Source organism: Acidiferrobacterales bacterium, from assembly GCA_028820695.1.
Taxonomy (GTDB): Bacteria; Pseudomonadota; Gammaproteobacteria; order Arenicellales; family JAJDZL01; genus JAJDZL01.
Map to the genome: position 1 here is coordinate 152,052 of JAPPIB010000055.1, position 19,568 is coordinate 171,619.

12 protein-coding genes are annotated in these 19,568 nt (G+C 55.7%); 4 read left to right on the forward strand and 8 right to left on the reverse strand.

The genetic code is table 11. The annotated features are described in order from the left end of the window. Nucleotides 1-2: 2 nt before the first annotated feature. The 7 genes from OXI60_11435 to lptC form a co-directional block, all read right to left on the reverse strand. Nucleotides 3-10,250: an SDR family NAD(P)-dependent oxidoreductase gene (locus OXI60_11435; GenBank protein ID MDE0310421.1), complete on the reverse strand. Its 10,248-nt coding sequence runs from the start codon at nucleotides 10,248-10,250 to the stop codon at nucleotides 3-5. Between the two features lie 346 nt (nucleotides 10,251-10,596). Next, nucleotides 10,597-11,532: an alpha/beta hydrolase gene (locus OXI60_11440; protein MDE0310422.1), complete on the reverse strand. Its 936-nt coding sequence runs from the start codon at nucleotides 11,530-11,532 to the stop codon at nucleotides 10,597-10,599. A gap of 5 nt (nucleotides 11,533-11,537) precedes the next feature. After that, nucleotides 11,538-12,269: a 4'-phosphopantetheinyl transferase superfamily protein gene (locus OXI60_11445; GenBank protein MDE0310423.1), complete on the reverse strand. Its 732-nt coding sequence runs from the start codon at nucleotides 12,267-12,269 to the stop codon at nucleotides 11,538-11,540. 118 nt (nucleotides 12,270-12,387) lie between these two features. Next, nucleotides 12,388-12,609 carry an acyl carrier protein gene (locus OXI60_11450; protein ID MDE0310424.1) on the reverse strand — a complete coding sequence of 74 codons (222 nt, stop codon included), beginning with the start codon at nucleotides 12,607-12,609 and terminating at the stop codon, nucleotides 12,388-12,390. Nucleotides 12,610-13,075: 466 nt separating this feature from the next. Continuing rightward, a complete protein-coding gene (gene lptB / locus OXI60_11455) occupies nucleotides 13,076-13,825 on the reverse strand; it encodes an LPS export ABC transporter ATP-binding protein (GenBank protein ID MDE0310425.1) in 750 nt (249 codons plus the stop codon). Between the two features lie 35 nt (nucleotides 13,826-13,860). Then, on the reverse strand, nucleotides 13,861-14,373 hold the full coding sequence (gene lptA, locus OXI60_11460; protein MDE0310426.1) for a lipopolysaccharide transport periplasmic protein LptA: 513 nt from the start codon (nucleotides 14,371-14,373) through the stop codon (nucleotides 13,861-13,863). A gap of 37 nt (nucleotides 14,374-14,410) precedes the next feature. Beyond that, a complete protein-coding gene (gene lptC / locus OXI60_11465) occupies nucleotides 14,411-14,872 on the reverse strand; it encodes an LPS export ABC transporter periplasmic protein LptC (GenBank protein ID MDE0310427.1) in 462 nt (153 codons plus the stop codon). Nucleotides 14,873-14,926: 54 nt separating this feature from the next. Here lptC and OXI60_11470 point away from each other — a divergent pair, with 54 nt between their 5' ends. The 4 genes from OXI60_11470 to OXI60_11485 all read left to right on the forward strand — a co-directional run bounded on the left by OXI60_11470 (nucleotide 14,927) and on the right by OXI60_11485 (nucleotide 18,181). Beyond that, nucleotides 14,927-15,733, forward strand: coding sequence for an ABC transporter ATP-binding protein (locus OXI60_11470; GenBank protein MDE0310428.1), 807 nt, complete (start codon nucleotides 14,927-14,929; stop codon nucleotides 15,731-15,733). Beyond that, nucleotides 15,723-16,517 carry a lipid asymmetry maintenance ABC transporter permease subunit MlaE gene (gene mlaE / locus OXI60_11475; GenBank protein ID MDE0310429.1) on the forward strand — a complete coding sequence of 265 codons (795 nt, stop codon included), beginning with the start codon at nucleotides 15,723-15,725 and terminating at the stop codon, nucleotides 16,515-16,517. Before OXI60_11470 ends, mlaE begins: the two co-directional genes overlap by 11 nt. 14 nt (nucleotides 16,518-16,531) lie before the next feature. Then, the gene (locus tag OXI60_11480) at nucleotides 16,532-16,714 is read left to right on the forward strand and encodes a hypothetical protein (protein MDE0310430.1); all 183 of its coding nucleotides are present in this window, start codon (nucleotides 16,532-16,534) and stop codon (nucleotides 16,712-16,714) included. 132 nt (nucleotides 16,715-16,846) lie between these two features. Continuing rightward, on the forward strand, nucleotides 16,847-18,181 hold the full coding sequence (locus OXI60_11485) for a 3-hydroxyacyl-CoA dehydrogenase NAD-binding domain-containing protein (GenBank protein ID MDE0310431.1): 1,335 nt from the start codon (nucleotides 16,847-16,849) through the stop codon (nucleotides 18,179-18,181). 55 nt (nucleotides 18,182-18,236) lie between these two features. On the opposite strand, the gene pcaF is transcribed toward OXI60_11485, so the two are convergent. Further along, on the reverse strand, nucleotides 18,237-19,430 hold the full coding sequence (pcaF, locus tag OXI60_11490; protein MDE0310432.1) for a 3-oxoadipyl-CoA thiolase: 1,194 nt from the start codon (nucleotides 19,428-19,430) through the stop codon (nucleotides 18,237-18,239). Between the last annotated feature and the right edge of the window lie 138 nt (nucleotides 19,431-19,568).

Consider the following 19,568-nt stretch of genomic DNA (forward strand, 5'->3'; position numbering starts at 1 on the left):
TGTCAGCTCTCCAGAGACCAGAAATGCTGCCGCTGAAATGGGTAGCCTGGCAAAGATATACGACGTCTCTCCTCGCTCGCAAAAAGCCCGCGAAACTCTGGCGTCAATCCCGACTCATAGGTTTTCGCGACTGCTTCAAGATAAGCGGTTTCATCGGTCGACGAGCGACTTAGAGTGGCCACTGTCACCGGGCTTTCACCGTCTGCGGCTTTCGGCCAGGTCGAGGCCACCTTCAATCCTGTCGCCGATTGCGGACCGACTTCAATAATCAAATCGATGTCCTGTTGCGCGAGAGTTTCCGAAATTCGTCCCGGTCGCACCTTGTCGTAAGTCTGTCGATACCAGTATGCCCCATCGAAAACCTCACCCGATCCCACCAGTTCGCCTGTAGCCTGGTTCACCATAGACAGTGATGGCGGGTTAGCCTTGACTCCATCGAACGCCGCTTCAAGTTCCTCCAGTGCTGTGGCATCCGGTGGGCATTCATTCTGTAATGCAGCCATCAGGGCTCCTCTGCGAGCAGCAATGCGCAAACCGTCCTCTAGAGACAGCACGCCCGCCGCTTGCGCCGCAGCAATCTGACCCGCACCTGTCCCAAACACGACGCTCGGCCGGATGCCGATGCTCGACCACAGCGCTGTGAGCGCGCATTGAAGCGAATAGATGACCGGTTGCGCACAAGCCGGATCGTCGAGCTTCCCGAAATCGCCTAGCACCACATCCAGTAACGAAATTTGCAACTCACTTGACGCCATCGTGTGCAGATGGTTCAGCACTGCCTGAACTACCGGTTCACTCCCATAAAGATTTTCACCAATCCCGCGCCAGTGGCTGTCATCTGCCAGGTATGCGAAGGCCGGCTTGATTGTCGCAGGCGAACTATGGTTGGCATCGGATTCCGCAAGCGATGCCAGTCTGGTTCTCAGGGAATCGGCATCCCCAAATAGTATGCCAGCGCGGTGCATCCAATGACTGCGTCCCACACCTGCCGTCCACGCCATATCAGTCAACTTGCAACCAAGGGCATCGCTGTTCAAATGGGCTGCGCTGCCATTGTCGAGCCATGCAAGATAGCGCCCTGCAAGTTTGCGCAGCGCGTCTTCGGATTTGCCCGAAAGCGGTAATATCCGCAACGGTCTTGTCTGCAGATCGTCCACGGCAAGTTCTGTAACCGGTGCCGGCAGAGAAACGTCGATGCGATTCGCGGCACCTGCCGGGGAATTGATTCCGCTTTCTCCTTCCATCGGATACTGTGGCGCTTCATAACCCTCGACCACAAGGTGAGCATTTGTTCCCGAGATCGCGAATGCACTCACTCCCGCTCGGGGTGGACGACTGCGGCTCGTCGGCCACTTGGTCATCTCCGATGTCACCTGCACCGGAAAATCACTCCATTGTATGTGGGGATTCGGGTCCCGGAAGTGCAGATGTTTCGGGATCACCCCGCGCTTCATCGCCAGCAGGACCTTGATCAATCCCGCGACGCCGGCCGCCGGCTCCAGATGACCGATGTTGGTCTTGACCGTGCCGAGCAGAAGCGGGCGGTCAGCCTCGCGTCCCCTGCCATACACAGCGGCAGCGGCGCGCACTTCAATCGGGTCGCCTAACTGCGATCCCGTCGCATGTGCCTCGAGGTAATCCACTTCGCAAGGAGGGATTCCAGCCTGTTGAAGCGCTTCCTCAATCACCTCTTCCTGCGCGGTTCCTTTCGGTACGGTCAGCGCGGCGCTCAACCCGTTCTGATTCACCGCTGAACCTCGCACCAAACCCCAGATGCGATCGCCATCCGCCTCGGCATCGCTCAGCCTCTTCAGAATCACGACTCCGCAACCCTCGCCGCGAACGAAGCCGTCCGCGGCCGCATCGAATGTCTTGCACCGCCCGCTCGATGACAACATCCCGTACTCCTTCATGAAATTCGAAACTCGAGTAGAAAGTACCGTTTGCACTCCGCCCGCCAGAGCCATGTCAATCTCACCCGCCCTGAGGCTTGCGGCAGCCTGATGCACCGCCACGAGCGATGACGAACAAGTCATGTCCAGCGGAACCGCCGGACCCATGAACCCCAGTGTAAAAGCGACCCTTCCGATGGCCACGCTCGGTGCGGTGCCAAGAAAACTGTCATCCGCGCCTCTGCTTATGGCCAGGTCCCGGTACTCGCTGCCGCTCAAACCGATATACACGCCGGTGCGAGAGCCTGCGAGCGGCGAAGGGCATATGCCCGCGTCTTCGAGTGCCAGCCAACTCGTTTCCAGCAACAGTCTTTGGCGCGGATCCATGGTGCGTGCCTCGATAGGCCTGATGCCAAAAAAGTCCGCATCGAAAAGATTGATTCCCTCAACGAATCCTCCTCTTCGAGAGACACTGTCCTCGGCGGCGGGATCTCCGAAAACGCCGTGCCAGGGACCAGGGTCTTCGCGCCCATCCGTTATCGCGTCCATACCTGCCTCGAGCTGTTGCCAAAAAGCATCCAGATCAGGTGCGCCAGGGAATCGGCACGCCATGCCCACAATCGCGATTCCGTCCTTTTCCGCACCAATCTTTACTGGTTGCACCGAAACGGGCTCGTCCTGTGCTGGAGGAGCGAAAGCAGGTTCCACTTCGCCGAGCTCGCTGGCAAGATGTCTGGCAAGTGCCGCGATGTCCGGGTAATCGAAAACCACCGTGTTCGATGCCGTGTAGGTGTCAGCGAAAGCTTTATTCAGCCGATTACGAAATTCCACGGACATGAGCGAGTCCATCCCTAGATCAAAGAAACCTACCGTAGGCTCTGGCAGCGATGACAATCGCAGTACGGCCTTTAATTCCTGCTGCAGGAACGAACCCAGCAGGTCTTCGCGCTCCGCCACCGGTACCTGCCTGACACGAGAGATCAGATCAACCGCCAGGGCAGGTGAATCCGCACTCTCCTCAGGGTCCAAGAAGAGCAGATCCTCAAGCAGCGGCGGCCGTTCTTCGACGGCCTCTTGGAAAACGGTCCAATCCATGGCCATCACGACAGAATTTGTGATGTCCTGCCGTACAAGCCGTTCAAATGCCTTGATGCCCTGTTGCGGGGTGAACCAGCGACCGCCTCGTGCGGCACGCTGTCGTTCAATCCGGTCGCGCTGTTCTGCTGCCTCACCGATTTCGGACCACGCTCCCCAGGCGATTGCCTGTCCCGGAAGTCCCAGTGCTCGGCGATATCCGGCAAGCTGATCCAGAAACGCGTTGGCCGCGGCGTGGTTCGCCTGACCCGGGTTGCCCATCACGCCGACCCGACTCGAAAACAGAATGAAAAAATCCAGATCAATATCGACAGTAGAGCGGTGCAGATGCCAAGCCCCTAGTATCTTCGGCCATAACACGATTTGGAATCGCTGCCAATTCTGGTTCGTCAGCGCACCGTCGGACAAAAGCCCTACACTATGGATCACGCCGCCCAGCGGGGGAAGTTCCTCTTTAATCCGCGCCAGCATTGAATTTACCTGGCCGGCATCCGATACATCCGCGAGTTCCACCCTGACTCTGAACCCTCGTTCGCGTAGCGAATCGATTGCCCTATCAACCTCCGGGTCTGGAGAACGTCGTCCATTCAGCACGATCGTTCCGGCTCCGCGTTCGGCGAGCCAATCGGCGACTGCACATCCGATGCCGCCAAGCCCTCCGGTGACAAGATACGTCCTGTCCTGCCGCAAGCGGCCGTTTGCCAGCGGCGGCACCGTCAGGACAATCTTGCCGGTATGGCGGGCCGCCCGCATGAATCGCAATGCCGTTCCGGCCTCCGCCAGCGGCCATCTGCTATGAACAATCGGTCGCACTTGTCCTGCCGCAAGCTGTTTCATGACGTCGCGAAGAACCCTGCCAACCCTGGCCGGTTCGGTCTTCTTCATAACATCGAGCTCGAGGATGGCATAGGCTACGTCAGGACGAACCTGTGCCATCTCATCCTCGCTGAGTATGTCCCGCCTTGCCAGCTCGACGAACCGTCCGCCATTCGCCAGGCAGGATAGGCTCGCGTCTATGAAGCCTTCCCCTGTCAGACTGTTTAGCACCACATCCACACCGACGCCGCCGGTGGCATTGAGAATTTCTTCTCCAAATGTGGTTTGGCGACTGTCAAAAATGTTCTCCACCCCGAGCGAACGAAGGTATGACTGCTTGGGCGCGCTCGCTGTAGCAAAGACTTCCGCCCCCGCGGCCTGCGCCAGCTGGATCGCCGCCAGACCGACGCCGCCGGCACCCGCGTGAATCAACACCTTGTCTCCCTTGTTCAGCCCGGAAAACTCGTAAGACAGGGCGGCCGAGACGAATGCGCTTGGCACCGTGGCGAGATCCGATGCGGAAAATCCGGTCGGGGCCGGCGCGACCAGTTCCTCTCTCGTAATCATTTCAAACGCAAACGCGCCGAATCCCAGTCCGGTTACGTGATCGCCAATACGAACAGTTGACACTTCGGCACCGAGCTCAATTACACGGCCGTACATCTCCCTGCCCAGATCACCCTCTTCGATAAAGCCCAGCGAGCGAAACACATCCCAAAAGTTAAGGCCGATCGCCTCAACCGCAATACATACCTCCTTCGGCTTCAGGTTGCGAGGTTGCAAGGGCTTGATGCACGGTCTTTCAAAAACGCCGCCCGGATCCGGTGCCAGCACCCACGCCGCATCATCCGGCAGGGAGAGTCGCTCGGCCCCGGCGTCTCCCCGGACCAGGCGTGCAACGTGACGACGTCCCGATCGGTATGCGATGTGGTTTTCCGAGTCGGGGTACAAAAGTTCATTGACCAAATCGGGTTCCGGCGATATCGGTGCAGGATCCAGGTCAATCATCCTCGGTTGCAGGTCCGCCGCTTCAAGTATCACGGCCTTGCCGAACCCCCAAAGAACGCTGCCGGCGAGCTCCCCGCCCTGTTCCCGTTCCAATACCTGCGCCCCGCTGGTGATAAACCACACACCTAGTTGCGGTTTCGCATCAACATCCATCATTCCCTGGACCATCGCTAACGCACTGGCACCGATCCGTCTCACGTCCTCAGCCATTTCCTCGTGCGATGCATCCGACCCGCGGCCATTGCAGGCCATCAGGTGTACGGCACCGTGAAAATCCATATCCGATGGAAGACTTCGCATGAGCGAACACCAGGAATCTCGATGTTCCATGTCCAGGGAGACGTCAACCACCCCGGCTCCGGATATCTCCCATGACTTGTCATTCGACGGTCCGTTCTCAACCAGCATCACTACCTGATTGCGAGCAGCCAGCCGGGTTGCCAGCTCGCTTGCCATCTCACAGCGATCCCCCGCGAGAATCCAGACCCCCGGCGCTTCCATTACTTCGGCTGCACTTTGTGCGACGATCACCCCCTTGTCCGGAAACTCGGTTGGGTCCGACTCATTCACTCCCAGAACTTCCACTTCACTGAAACCGACATCAGCGAGCGCGCGGCGCCATATTGACGGACTTGCCAGGGCATGGTGGGGACGGTAGCTGTCAGCGAACCGCCACCATCCGTCCAATTGCCCGAAAGTGAGATCCATCCAACCCTGACCGCTGAGATTTTCGAGTGCAACCAGCTGACCCGACGGCGCGAGAAGCAAAAGGCAATGTGTCAGTGTTTCTTGAAGATCGCGAGTTGCGTGCAAGACGTTCGACGCAATCAGCAAATCATAGGAGTTGACGGCAAAGCCCTGCACCAGCGGATCTTTCTCAATATCCAAAGGACGGTATTCGATGGCGCCTCCACCATCACCGAAGCGTGATTCTGCTTGTGCAAAGAATCCTGCCGAGATGTCCGTGTACATGTAATCGAACTGTCCATCCGGCAGTTCCGGCAAGATGGCAGCGGTCGCCGAACCTGTCCCCGCGCCGACTTCAATTATCCGAAGACGCTTTCCCTCGGGCCGGTCGGCCACGAGGGTGCGAATTGTCTCTTTCAATATCCGATTGGCTGCCCGCGCCACAGGTGCTTTCAGATACAGATCTCCAGGTGTCGGATCTCCGCTGCTGAACAGCAGCGTCAAAGGATCCTCTTTGGCGCGCAGTACATCAGCCAAGGCACCGCCACATCGTCTGAACAGGCCAATTTCGTTGGTGCCGTGGCGATAACGCGAGACCATCGTGGAAACAAATTCCTCGATGTCCTCCGGCAATTCATCCGGCAACGGGTCATCCGGACCAACCCGGACGACGAATCCGTCGCCTGCCTGTTCCAATATTCCGGATTTTGCCAGCAGCTCAAGTATTCTGCGAAACAGGCGTTTATGGATAGCTTCAACCCCTAAGTGCTGGCGCAGATTCTCAGCGTTCAGCGTTGCGCCCGTTTCGCGCTTCCATCCGAGTTTCTCCAAGGTCGCAAGTGCATGACGACGCGACCACTGTTCCAAGTCGTTCAACAGAGCGCTTCTGTCGTCGCGCGAAACGCCTTCTTCAGCGAGATATTCGGCAAGCAGACCGGAACGGCGCGCCACGTCAGCCGGTGACGGAAGGAAGTCGGCAGGCACCATTCCCTGGGCCAGAACGACTTCTCGCCAGACGATCTCGTAAAGAAGATCATCGACTCCTTCGACTGCCGACAGCAACGCAGCACGCGTTGCGCGTTTTACGGTGTAGCCCTCCAATGCGCCGATCAGGTGCCCGGCCGAATCGTAGATGCGTATTTCACCACTCATTGCCTCCGCCGGAAGCTCGGCTTGCGTTTCAGCTTCCTGGACGGATTGCGTCATCTGTACATGGCACAAGACCGTTCGCGGCAGTCGCTCCCTGATCCACAGTCGCTTCCAGCCAAAAGGCATATAAGTCGTTTCATCTTCAACTCCACCCATAGTCCGCGCCGCAGCCACGACCTGGAAGCAGCCGTCCAGCACGAGCGGATGAACATCAAGTTTTTGCTGGTCGTAAACGCTGGGTAATGTCACCTCGCCCAGTGCTTCTCCCGGCCGGCACCATATGCCGCCGAGTGTTCGGAACGACGAGTCGAGATCAATCCCTGTGGCGGAACGGGCGCGGTAGTAAGCCGCCGCATCCACCGGTTCGAAGCCGGATTTCAGACTGTCGGGATCGATTCGGTCTTCGTTTTGCACATCCGGTGCACCACGCAAGACTCGGCACTCCACGTGATTCGTCCATCCCTCCTCGCTGCCTTTGCTGAATATCCTGACACGTCGGGACTTCGTTTCATCTTCGGAGTCAACCACGAGCTGAAGCCTGCGGACTGTCTCATCCACACTCTTCGCAGGATCTTCCGGCTGGAAGATCAGTGCATTCAGCAGTTGCATATCTTCAACAACCACCGCGCGGTCCCCTTCGTCAAGGGCCGCAGATATCGACATGGCGCCGTAGAGCGCCCCTGGCGCAACGACCCGGCCGAACACTCGATGATCGCTCATCCACTGCGGGTCCGACGCAGAGATCTCCGTCTCGAATGTAACCTCCCCGCTAGCCGACTCGTAGCGATCGCCCAGCAGTGGATGCCCGGCACCGCGACGCCGTTCCCGGGTCGAATCAAGCCAGTGGCGTTCGCGCTGGAACGGATAGTTGGGGATTGCGATTCGCCGGCGTTGCTCTCCAGCGTATAGCCCTTCAAAGTTTACCCGGAGCCCCGCCCGGTACGCTTGCGCAACCGCCTCGAAGAAACCATCGCTGCTACCGGACTGTTGTGCATCTTCCTTCGGTGGATGCATGCTTGCGAGCACTGTCGGCAACTGCGCATCGTCGCAATCCGGCCAAGCTGAGAGCGTCATCGCGCCCAACAACGGGCGCGGCCCTATTTCCACGATCACACCGACCCCGGCTTGCGCCAGCGATGCAGTTCCAGCAGCGAATGCCACCGGTTCGCGGGCATGTCGCCTCCAGTACGCTCCCTCAAGCAGCTGGCCGGTCTCAACCGGCCGTCCGGTAAGATTGCTGACGATGGCGAGGGCGGCGGGTTTGATCGATATATCATCCAGCGACGTTTCCAGTGCATCCAATGCCGGGTCCAGCAAGGCACTGTGGAACGCCCGCTTCGTATTCAGCCGCCTTGTGCGAACACTTTCGACTTCGAAACGCTTGCATATGCTTTCAATATCCTCGACCGGGCCGCTCACCACCTGATGGCTGCCATTGTCTGCTGACACGCTGATGCCAGCGCGACTGGAAGATGAATTGAACTGTTCGACGATTGACGCAACCGTGTCGTGTGGAGCAAATACCGCGGCCATCGCACCGGGTTGGGTATTCGAAAGGATGGTGCCCCGCCTCTGTGCGAACCGCATGCCATCTTCCAAGCTGTAAACGCCCGCTGCCTGTGCGGCCGCCAGTTCTCCGACACTGTGTCCCACAACCACGTCGGGACGAATCCCGACACTGTTCCAAAGTGCTGTCAAAGCGCACTCGAGTGCGTAAAGCGCCGGCTGCTCCCACGCTGTGTCGTCCAGTCTGCCTTGTCCTGCGCCGTCCCTCGCGAACATTACGTCCAGCAAAGAAGCGCCTCCCTGTTCGCGAAATACTTGCTCACAGCGGTCGAACACTGCCCGCGCCACCGGTTCGCTTTCATAAAGCATCTGCCCCATGCCGGTCCATTGGCTGCCTTGCCCGGTATAGACGAATGCCACCTTGATCTGAGAATGCTGTGGGATTTCGTCATCCTGTTTGACCAATAACCGAAGCTGCTCCCGCAGCGACCCGACGTCCTCGAACACAATGCCCGTTCGGTGACTGAAATGACTTCGTCCGACACTGGCTGTCCATGCCATGTCGGACAGCAAAGCCCCTGCTGCAGTGTCTTGTGCTCCAATCGCCTTTGCCTGCGCATCGAGCCATGAGAGGTACCGTTCGGCGAGAGCTCGTGCACCTGCCGACTTGCCCGAAAGCGGAAGCAAGCGGCTGGCACGCTGCTTAAGCTCTTCATTCGGCATCGAAATATTCTTTGCTGCAGTCGACGAAGTTACCGCGATAGGTTTTGCAGATCCTGCCGTCAGATCTTGTTCGTAAGGTGCCTTGTCAGGTGCACAATATTCTTCCACGACAATATGGGCGTTCGTGCCGGAAATTCCGAAAGAATTCACTCCTGCAAGGCGCGGACGTCTGTCGTGTTGCGGCAGGTCCATCATCGAAGTGACGACCTGTACAGGCAGAAGATTCCAATCCAGACTCGAATTCGGATTGTTGAAGTGCAGGTGCTTGGGAATCGTACCGCGTTGCATGACGAGCACTGCCTTGATCAGGCCTGCAATTCCGGCGGCCGACTCCAGGTGACCGACGTTGGTTTTCACAGAACCGACCAGAAGCGGTCGGTCGGCCATGCGATTGTTTCCATAGACTGACGCTACCGCATTGATCTCGATTGGATCGCCCACCGACGTTCCGGTACCATGCGCCTCGAGATAATCGACTTGCGACGCGGTGATTCCTGCCTGCGAGAGCGCCTCTTCCATGACTTGCTCAAGCGCTGGTGTGTGCGGAACCGTGAGCCCGCTGCTGGCACCGCCGTGATTGACCGCTGAACCTCGGATGACGCCCCAAATTCGATCACCGTCGCGTTCCGCGTCGCTCAGCCGCTTGAGGACAACGGCACCGCAGCCTTCGCCTCGCACATAGCCGTTCGCGGAATCGTCGAACGCCTTGCACTGGCCATCCGGGGAAAGCATCATCGCATCTGCGCGCAGTTCGAATATGCGGCCACTCAAGATTGCCTGCACACCACCTGCGATCGCCAGATCCGCCTTCCCCTGCTGAAGGTCTGAAACCGCATCGTGGACCGAAACCAGGGACGATGCGCAAGCGGCGTCGACCGCTTTCGAAGGCCCCCTGAGTCCCAGTACGAAAGAGACCCGACCACTGGTTCCGTTCAGGTTGGTGCCGCTGAGGGCATAAAGGCAGGCGGCAGCCTCGGCAGGCTTGTTCGATCCCACCACCAGCATCCTGTATTCGTCGTTGCTGATCCCTGTATATACGCCGGTGCGGCTGCCCATCAGCTGATCAGGGTCTATTCCTGCGTCCTCAAGAGCGTGCCAGCTGGTCTCGAGCATCATTCGCTGTTGCGGGTCGAGAAAGTCGGCCTCGACAGGCGAAATTCGAAAGAAACCAGCGTCAAAACCATCGATCCCATCAACGAAGGCACAGTAACGGCAGGCGCTGTCCAATTCCTCAAGATCCGGAAATAGTTCATCCACGCGCTGGTTTCCGCTACCCGGGACGATTTCGCAGACCGAGTTTCCGCCAGATTCAAGAAGTTCCCAGAATTCAGAAATACTCGACGCACCTGGAAACCGGCACGCCATTCCTATCACTGCGACTGGTTGGACAGGTTGTAAATTTCTTGCGTGATCCTTCACAGAATAGCTGGAAAATTTGAAGCTATTGTTTATGTGTACCCATGTTGACAATTCAGGTATCAATCCAATGAATTATAAGGCTTGGCCAAAGCGGGATTGTTTCGAATCATTCGAAGCTGCGATATTGCCTTACGGTTCTGTACGTGCACACGCTGGCGTTTGCCGAACGGACAGTGCGGGGCCCCACCGGTGCGATGGTGCGACTTGAAACAGTTTGTCGGACTAGTCGGCGGGAAGTTTTCGAGTACAGCCTGTCAACCGGAATCACACTCGCCGGATACCTGCCCACCATTCAATCCGGCTACTGACCAATGTGGACTTTACGATTGTCCAATAGATTATGCTGTTCGAGAAATTCCCTTATTACAGCAACACATTCCTTGGGCTGTTCGAGTTGAAGCAAATGGGTTGTGTCGGGGAGGAAATCGTAATCCAAGCTGTGGATTTGGCTCAAATCAAATGTCGGAAGATATGAGTAGGGGAGAACCGGGTCGGCACCAACAACTTTGGTCGGACAGTCAATCTCTTCCAAGTCAACCCAGACTGTGTACATCCTGGCGTAGTTGATGATCTGTGCTTCATAAGTACGAGGGCAGCGCAAACTGTAGCCGTCTCCCCCGTCATTTTTTTTTAGCATTGTTCTTGCTGCAAGATCGAGTACACCAGGAACGGTGCGGTGATACACAGGAAGCCAGCTAAGCAAATCGACAAACTCATCCAAGGACTTGAAAGTATCTGTTCGACGCAGGGCGGCTTCTGTCGACCGTCTGGTTGCTATATCGTATTCTTCAGGGTAGTCATTAGGTTTGCACAATGGCGGATCAAACAAAATGCGCGCGGCGAAATCACAGTTCCCGGTGGAGGAGACAAGTGAGGCCAAAGCGGAAACAGAATGGAATATTCCGATTTTCGGCTTCTTGCCGTACCTGACATCAATTTCATCGAGTATACGGTCGTGATCATCAACAAGTGCTGGAACAATGTGATCTGCCTGTGCGCCGACGGCGTTCCAGCCATGATTTCTAAGGTCAAAAACAAATAGCTCAAAGTCTTGGGCTAAAAGCGACCAAAACGGATAATACAAGTCGATGGCAAGACCGTTGCCATGACTCAATACAAGCCTCGGTCCGTTTGGATTCCCATGTTGCCGCAGATGGATGACAGTACCGTCGTCCATGCGAATTCTGTGCACGGAAAGCGGCTCAGGCACTTCCCATACCCTATCTTTACATGCCATGGAAATTACTCATCCGCGATGCGAGCGATAGCTGGAACCAACTCGTGTGCAATTGCGGCAGCGAAATCAGTGTTGCCCATATCTTCAAGCTTCCAGAAAATATCCGGAAGGTGCGGGAACCTGAATGTGGCGGACCGGGCGCCATGTCGCATGCTTGGCGGGACTTGGAATCTGGACGGATCAAGAGAAAATCCAGTGCCAAGGGCTTTGATCAGTGCCTCCTTCAGTGTCCACAGGGTATAGAAAAAGTGAGGCTTTTCTCGAACCTGTCTGGAAGACAACTCGGTTTGCTCTTGCTCACCAAACACTATCTTGCCTATTCCATCAAAGTCGTTGCTGTCGATGCGCTCCTCGACATCCACTCCAACTCGTCCTTCGGAAGCAAACGCGATTAACCCATGCATGCCACTGTGACTTAGGTTGAAACTCGTTTGAACCGCCACACCGTCGATCAATGCGAACGGCTTCCCGTATTCGAAATTGTCAAAAGAAAGCAGTCTGTTGTCACAGTCGAGCCTATGACAAAGATTCATGCGCAACGCTGCCCGACAAAGCGCAAACTCGCGCTGAGGACGAGAAAACTTATACCGGTGCCAGCGCTCCCGCTCAGACTTGTCAAGCTGCGAGAAGGCACGCTCCTCACGCGATTTATTCGGGGTCAGATCAACATGGACAACGGACACATCTGCAACTTCACAAAAACATCTGAACCACAAATCCTCATCTTCGTTAAGCATGATGCTCTTGCATTCAAAAATGCGTTGTTTGCCGTGCCAGTCTACCCTTAATGAAAATCGGCCCTCTGATACAACAACAGGGCCGATTTAAATTATCCAGAATTGATCGAAGTCTGTCTCATCCGGAAAGATGATTGATCAGATCTCGTAAACTGCTGAAACCGGAAGCGACATCGCTCGTTATTGTTACGTCGAACTCCTCATTAATCACTTTGAGAAAATTCACAGCATCCATCGAATTCACCCCTAGTTCAGAAAAATTGGAATCCAGCAAGGCTCGATCGGATATGCCCAAGTGCAGCTCAATTAAATCTCCTACGCGTTGCTCAACGCTTCCCATGACAAAACCTCCTTAATTGATGTTTACATGAATTACCAGGTGGCTGCAACCTCAGCCAAACTTCAAGCAGTTTCAATTGTAGTTTAATTTTTCTCATTATGTGAGCGGTATCACAACTTGATTTCGGCACAGTGGAGGGCTCGCCTGATGGCGCTCATTCAAGGGCAAGGACGCGTCCAATTGTCTCGCTGCCAAAATCCCTGATTCTACGATGCCGGCTGTGCCGTGTTCGCGCATGCAGATTGGCTGAATTTGCGAATCGCATATCGAAACAGTCGGTCGGGGCGTTTTGACAGCCGCGAATGCGAGCGTACGGGATGCGCCTTGCATAATTCATCAGCCGATGTCCTTGAGAATTCTTGAAACGGTATCCACGCGTCACGCCGCGCGGCAGGAGATTCTCCACTGGCGGTGTGCCTGCACATATGTGATCCGGTCAGTTGAGCCGGTTCTGCTCAACGCTCTGCTAAATCCGGAAACTATGACCCAGATAGAATTTCTTTGCGGATTCATCCTCCATAATCTGCTGGGCAGTTCCGGAGGCAACGACGACGCCGTCGTTCATGATGTGGGCGCGGTGGCAGACCGTCAGCGTTTCGCGTACATTGTGATCGGTGATGAGAAATCCGACATTGCGCCTGCACAGCGCCTGAAGCAGTTCGGTCAGTTCGATCACCGCGATGGGGTCAATACCGGCAAACGGTTCGTCCAGCAAGATGAATCTCGGCTCCAGTGCAAGTGATCTCGCCATTTCGACCCGCCGTCGTTCTCCGCCGGACAGTGTTGCGGCTTTCTGGTCGCGCAGGTGTTCGATCTGGAACTCGCTCAGCAAGTCATACAGACATTCCTGGCGCTGATAATGCGTGACGGACCTGTTGGTTTCCAGCATTGCGGTAATATTCTGTTCGACAGTGAGATTACGGAAGATCGACGAATCCTGGGGTAGATAACCGACACCCTTTCGGGCCCGGGCGTACATCGGCAACCCCGAGATATCATCCCCATCGAGCAGGACGGATCCACTGTCGCACTTTTCCAACCCGATTACGGCATTGAAACAGGTTGTCTTCCCCGCGCCATTGGGTCCCAGCAGACCGATGATTTCACCACTATCGACGTGCAGACTGACTGAATCGACAACCTTCCGGGACCGGAACGATTTGGAAATATTGACAACTTCCAGTCGGCTGGCTACGGAGTTCATGGTTGACAGCATTTTGTCAGCTCAACTCACGTCCAGACGGTTCGACTTCAATTCTGCAACTGGATGATAACCGTCGTGCGACCCTCGTCGGGCGAGGTCTTGGCTTCATCTTCGGGCTGAGATGTCTGAAACTCCCCGGTTGACCAGTTGTACACGACCGCATGGGTATTGATGACGACATCACCCTGTTCGAATGTGACATTCCCCACCAGATTGATCTGATCGTCTGAATACTGCACGACAGCTTGATCAGCAACGCCGCTGGCTGACTCCTGATCCGCTTCGTTGACCATAAACTCCAATGGATTCCCCGTGGCGGTGATGTTATTGTTACCATCTTCCAGGGTCTTTATCTCGACCTGATCCGCGGTCAGCATCACGGCCTCACTGACAAGTTCGACATCACCTTTGAATACCGTCGTCTCCCTGTCGTGGTCATACGTCGCTGTCACTGCTGTGATCTTGACCTCATCGTCAGCAAGCAACGCAGCTGGCCAAGTTGTTATGCAACAGACCAGAATGCCAGCTGCTGTTCTGCCAAAATTACTGTTGAGATACATTTTCCATCCATTCGATCCGCATTTCACGATTTCAGGCTCATTGGCCCATGTCACCCAATTGAAATGTAAGGTTAGTGGTTGTTGAATCAAAAATTTTCACATCATCCGAGTTGACCAGGGAAATGGTGACATCGCCTGTCAGCGACATTTCCTGACTATCCTCATAATACCTTCCATTGTTTGCCGCAAGCGTGCGTGTGAATCCCTTTGCATCAATCTGCAGTACCCGCGGCTCGATCAGATCACTATGTCCCTTCTCAGGAAACTGCAACAGACTGCTCGCTTCAATCGTATAATTGACATTCATATCAGGTACGATGCCGTTGATCACAACTTCCTGAATGACTCGGGTGCGTTGAAAAAAATCTGAATCGTTCGAATTTTCCTCGTCTTCTTGCATTGTCAAGCTTGTTAAAGCAATCAGACCAATTGCGACGATCGAGGTCAACCCTACCAACTTTCTCAGTTGTCCGCGCAGCAAACCCTTAAGTCCATTCATTTCAGATCGCAGTATCGGCCAACGAAACCAGACACTTACCCAACTGTTTGTCCGTTGTCGGAATCAAGTAAATCTATAGTTTCAATCGAAGAGGTCAGCTTCTTCTTTGGTGAGAAGAAGGTCTACTGTAATGTTAACATAGAAATACCTCTTCGTGGTATCAGTGTGATCATGGGACCTAGTGGTTGCGGCAAGTCCACGTTGCTGAACCTGATTTGCGGAAGATTGCGTCCGAGCAGCGGCAATGTCAGGGTATTCGGAGATCACGTCTCGAATCTGAGCGAGCCGGAACTTTTCCGGTTGCGACGTAGAATGGGAATGATGTTTCAGTCCAATGCGCTGCTGACAGACCTGAGCGTCTTTGAGAATGTGGCATTTCCCGTACGCGAGAACACCGATCTGCCCGAGGAGTTGATTCGGGCTCTGGTGCTGATGAAACTCGAGCAGGTGGGCATGCGGGGCACACAGGCACTCATGCCGTCAGAACTGTCGGGCGGCATGTCACGTCGTGTCGCACTGGCGAGAGCGACGGTCATGGATCCGGAATTGTTGCTTTACGACGAACCCTTTACCGGTCTCGACCCGGTTTCTCTCGGGGTGATCACCAAGCTCGTCAGGGAATTGACGGACGCCTTGAATACAACCTCCATAGTGGTGACGCACGATGTCGAGGAGGGATTGAGCATCGCCGATTACGTCTACCTGCTGGGGGACGGCGCACTGCTGGCAAGCGGTACCCCGAAACAATTGCTGGCAAGTTCCCAGCCGGAGGTGAGACAGTTCCTGCACGGCCTGCCCGACGGACCGGTTCCGTTTCACTATCCGGCCAATGATTACCGGGACGACCTGCTTGAACGCTGACCGCCTCACAAACTGGATCCGCTCCATCGGAGCAACAGCATTGGGCGTTGTGGAACGGTTGGGTTACGCGGTCGTATTCCTTTCACGGTGTCTGGCCCGATTCCCCAAAGTGGTCATGCGGCCCTCCTTGATTGTCCAGCAGCTGTACTCGGTCGGTGTGCTGACGGTGGTGATCACAATTGTCGCAGGTGCGTTCGTGGGTATGGTTCTTGGATTTCAGGGTTATTACACTCTGGTTGATTTTGGTGCTGAGAGTTCACTCGGACTGGTCGTGGCATTGAGCCTTACACGCGAGCTCGGACCGGTCTTGTCGGCCTTGCTATATGTCGGCCGGGCGGGGTCAGCATTGACTGCGGAGATCGGACTGATGAAAACCACCGAACAGCTGGCGGCCCTGGAAATGATGGCCGTCAACCCCATTCAGAGGGTCGTCGCCCCGCGTCTATTGGCCGGAATCATCACAGTGCCCCTGCTGTGTGCAATGTTCACCTTTGTCGGAATATTCGGTGGATACTTTATCGGGGTCGTGCAGCTCGGCGTTGATGCGGGTGTTTACTGGTCGGCAATCCGCGATGGTGTGGATCTTCACCAGGATGTCGCGAACGGAATGATCAAGAGTGTTGTATTCGGTGTGATCGTGACCTGGATTGCGGTGTTTGAAGGTTATGACTCCTATCCATCTGCCGAAGGCATCAGCAGTGCGACAACGCGCACAGTTGTAGCGGGATCTTTGGCTGTCCTGGGGGTCGACTACATTCTCACTGCGCTGATGTTCAGGTTCTGACTGGAAAATCCCGCATGCACCTGTGTCCTGCGGATCTTGCATTTTGGCAAGACGATAATGCGGACAGTCCGGGCGTCATCCGATCAATGGATAGCATGGCAGTCTGTACCCACCGCGAACGATCAGGTTCTGTTGCCGGGATCGGTCAGTTTGAAGTCAATGCGATTGGACTTGCGGCATTCGATGAGACAGCGTGAGCGTCCTGAAGCAGTGTCATGGGTGACACTGGCGGGAAAAGACGATTTGCGAGCCGCTAGGGACATCAGGGAGTTCGACTGCCAGACAGTCTCGCTTCAGGCGTCGATTTGCCGCCTGCCGAGGATTTGAATATGGGACGGGAAGCGTTTTTTGAGCTCGGAGCAGACGATCAGGAAAGAGCGCTTCGACACGTTCTTGCTGCCGAACGCGAGGCAAGGTCGATGCGACTTTCTGAATCTGAACCGGCAATGAACGATCATGTCGCGGTCATCGGTGGCGGACACATGGGTTCAGGAATCGCCTATGTGTTGCTGACTGCCGGTTATCTGGTGACGATCATCGAGTCCGATTCCGAGTCCTGCGTTCGTGCGCAATCCAATGTTCATAGGCTTATTGATGCCAGCATCCAACGCAATTACATCACACAGCCGGAGGGCTCAGATTGTCGTGCCCGACTTGTCGTCAGTTCAGGCTATGGGGGTATTGCTGACGTATCGGTCGCGATCGAGGCGGTATACGAGGATATGCAGACCAAGCAATCCGTCTTCAAGATGCTGGAGACGAATGTTGCACAATGCGCAATCCTTGCTTCCAATACCTCGTATCTCGATCTGAACGAGATTGCGAGTGTTCTTGAAGATCCGTCTCGAGCGATCGGTCTTCACTTTTTCGCGCCGGCTCACATCATGAAACTGCTGGAAGTCATCCGCGGTGACGCCACTTCGGAACGCGTAATTTCTGCAGCGCTTGCCATAGCGCGACGATTGGGCAAGGTACCGGTTTTGGCGGGTGTTTGCGATGGGTTTATCGGCAATCGTATTGTGGCCCGCTATCGGGAGGCCGCCGACTCACTGCTGCTGGATGGCGCATTGCCCTGGGAAGTTGATCAGGCCATGGTAAGTTTCGGTTATCCAATGGGACCTTACGAGGCACAGGACTTATCCGGACTTGACATCGCCTACGCAAGCCGTCGACGACGCGATGCAAGCCGCGATCCAAATCGTCGATATGTATCAATCGCCGATAAAATGGTCGAAAGCGGCAGACTCGGCAGAAAATCCGGACTCGGTTGGTATCGTTATCCGACGTCACGTGAAAAGCAGATCGATCCTCAGGTTGAGGCATTGATACTGGAACAGTCCAGTCTGATGGCAGTCAGTCGCACCTCATTTTCCCCAGATGAAGTTCAACAACGTCTGGTGCTGGCGATGATCAATGAGGCGGCCGATATCCTGCACGAGGGCATTGCGAACTGTGCGGCTGACATCGATCTGGTTACGATTTTCGGCTACGGATTTCCGCGCTGGCGCGGTGGTCTCATGCACTACGCTGACTTGATTGGTGTTGATGAGATTGTGCTCAGGCTGGAAAGTCTTCGGAATCAGGACCCAGTGGTCTGGGTGCCCAGTGCGCTACTGTATTCATGTGCCGCCGAAAACCTGAAAATCTCCGATTATCGCGCATGAGACGCGATTGGGATTTCAGGTTGCCGTCGGCAAATCAGTCCTGCGCAGGTACCGTTCAGACTTTCTCAAGCGCGATGGCTATTCCCTGACCTACACCGACACACATCGTCGCCAACGCGAAGTCTCCGGCATTTTTCAGTTCGAGTGCGGCGCTGCCTGCAATGCGCGCACCGGACATTCCAAGTGGGTGTCCGAGTGCGATTGCACCACCGTTCGGGTTGACATGTCCGGCGTCATCGTCGACACGGAGCTCGCGCAGAACTGCAAGCGCCTGACTTGCGAACGCCTCATTCAGTTCGATCACACTGAACGACTTTGGTGTGAGGTTGAGCTGGTTGCACAATCGGCGGGTGGCCGGGACGGGACCGACGCCCATGATTCTGGGCGCTACGCCGGCACTCGCGCCGCCGGCAATGCGGGCGATCGGTTTCAGATCAAACTGGCGCACGGCGTCTTCACTCGCGACCAGTAATGCCGCAGCCCCATCGTTGACACCGGAAGCATTGCCCGCGGTGACGCAGCCATTGTCGCGAAACAATGGCGGCAGCGCCCGCAGGCTCTCAAGTGTTGTCTCGCGTGGATGCTCATCCTTGCTGACAGCAATGGGTTCGGTATGCGGCTGCGGAACCTCGACAGGAGTAATTTCGGTGGCAAGTCTTGCTGTGGCGGAATTGGCGCGGGTCTGGCTTCTCAGTGCGAATTGATCCTGGTCATCGCGGGATATGCCATATTCTTCGGCAACAATTTGTGCAGTTTGCGCCATCGAGTCGACTCCGTATTGCTGTCTGATCAGCGGATTGACGAAGCGCCAGCCCAGGGTCGTGTCGTAAATTTCGGCTTTGCGCGAAAAAGGCCGGGTGGCTTTTGGCATGACGAATGGTGCACGGCTCATGCTTTCGACGCCGCCGGCGATGACGAGATCAAGATCACCGCAGCGAATTGAGCGGGATGCCATGATCAATGCATCCATTCCGGACCCGCACAGTCGGTTGATGGTTGTACCCGGAACTGAATGTGGAATCCCTGCGAGCAGGAGTGCCATGCGAGCGACGTTTCGGTTATCCTCTCCGGCCTGGTTCGCACACCCCAGGATTACCTCATCAATTCTTGCCGGATCGAGCCTGTCATTGCGCTCGAGCAGTGCCTGAATGGGAATGGCGGCGAGGTCATCGGTACGGATATCGCAAAGTGTGCCGCCGAATCTGCCGATCGGTGTGCGGATGTAATCACAGATAAAGGATTCCGGCATGGGGGTTTTAGCTCCAATTGAATTGACAACCTGTCTCATTTGTGTTGGGCAGGAAAAACATCCTCGTGTGCCCCGACGGCGATTCGAACTGCCCGATCCACTATCAGTGTATTCCAGAAAAGGACATTGCATCTGCCG

What these genes read in the sequence shown, in the direction of transcription:
- OXI60_11440 (MDE0310422.1), bottom strand. Translation starts at nt 11,532, where the DNA reads ATGGCATGTAAAGATAGGGTATGGGAAGTGCCTGAGCCGCTTTCCGTG.
- OXI60_11445 (MDE0310423.1), bottom strand. Translation starts at nt 12,269, where the DNA reads ATGCTTAACGAAGATGAGGATTTGTGGTTCAGATGTTTTTGTGAAGTT.
- OXI60_11450 (MDE0310424.1), bottom strand. Translation starts at nt 12,609, where the DNA reads ATGGGAAGCGTTGAGCAACGCGTAGGAGATTTAATTGAGCTGCACTTG.
- lptB (MDE0310425.1), bottom strand. Translation starts at nt 13,825, where the DNA reads ATGCTGTCAACCATGAACTCCGTAGCCAGCCGACTGGAAGTTGTCAAT.
- lptA (MDE0310426.1), bottom strand. Translation starts at nt 14,373, where the DNA reads ATGTATCTCAACAGTAATTTTGGCAGAACAGCAGCTGGCATTCTGGTC.
- lptC (MDE0310427.1), bottom strand. Translation starts at nt 14,872, where the DNA reads ATGAATGGACTTAAGGGTTTGCTGCGCGGACAACTGAGAAAGTTGGTA.
- OXI60_11480 (MDE0310430.1), top strand. Translation starts at nt 16,532, where the DNA reads ATGCACCTGTGTCCTGCGGATCTTGCATTTTGGCAAGACGATAATGCG.
- OXI60_11485 (MDE0310431.1), top strand. Translation starts at nt 16,847, where the DNA reads ATGGGACGGGAAGCGTTTTTTGAGCTCGGAGCAGACGATCAGGAAAGA.
- pcaF (MDE0310432.1), bottom strand. Translation starts at nt 19,430, where the DNA reads ATGCCGGAATCCTTTATCTGTGATTACATCCGCACACCGATCGGCAGA.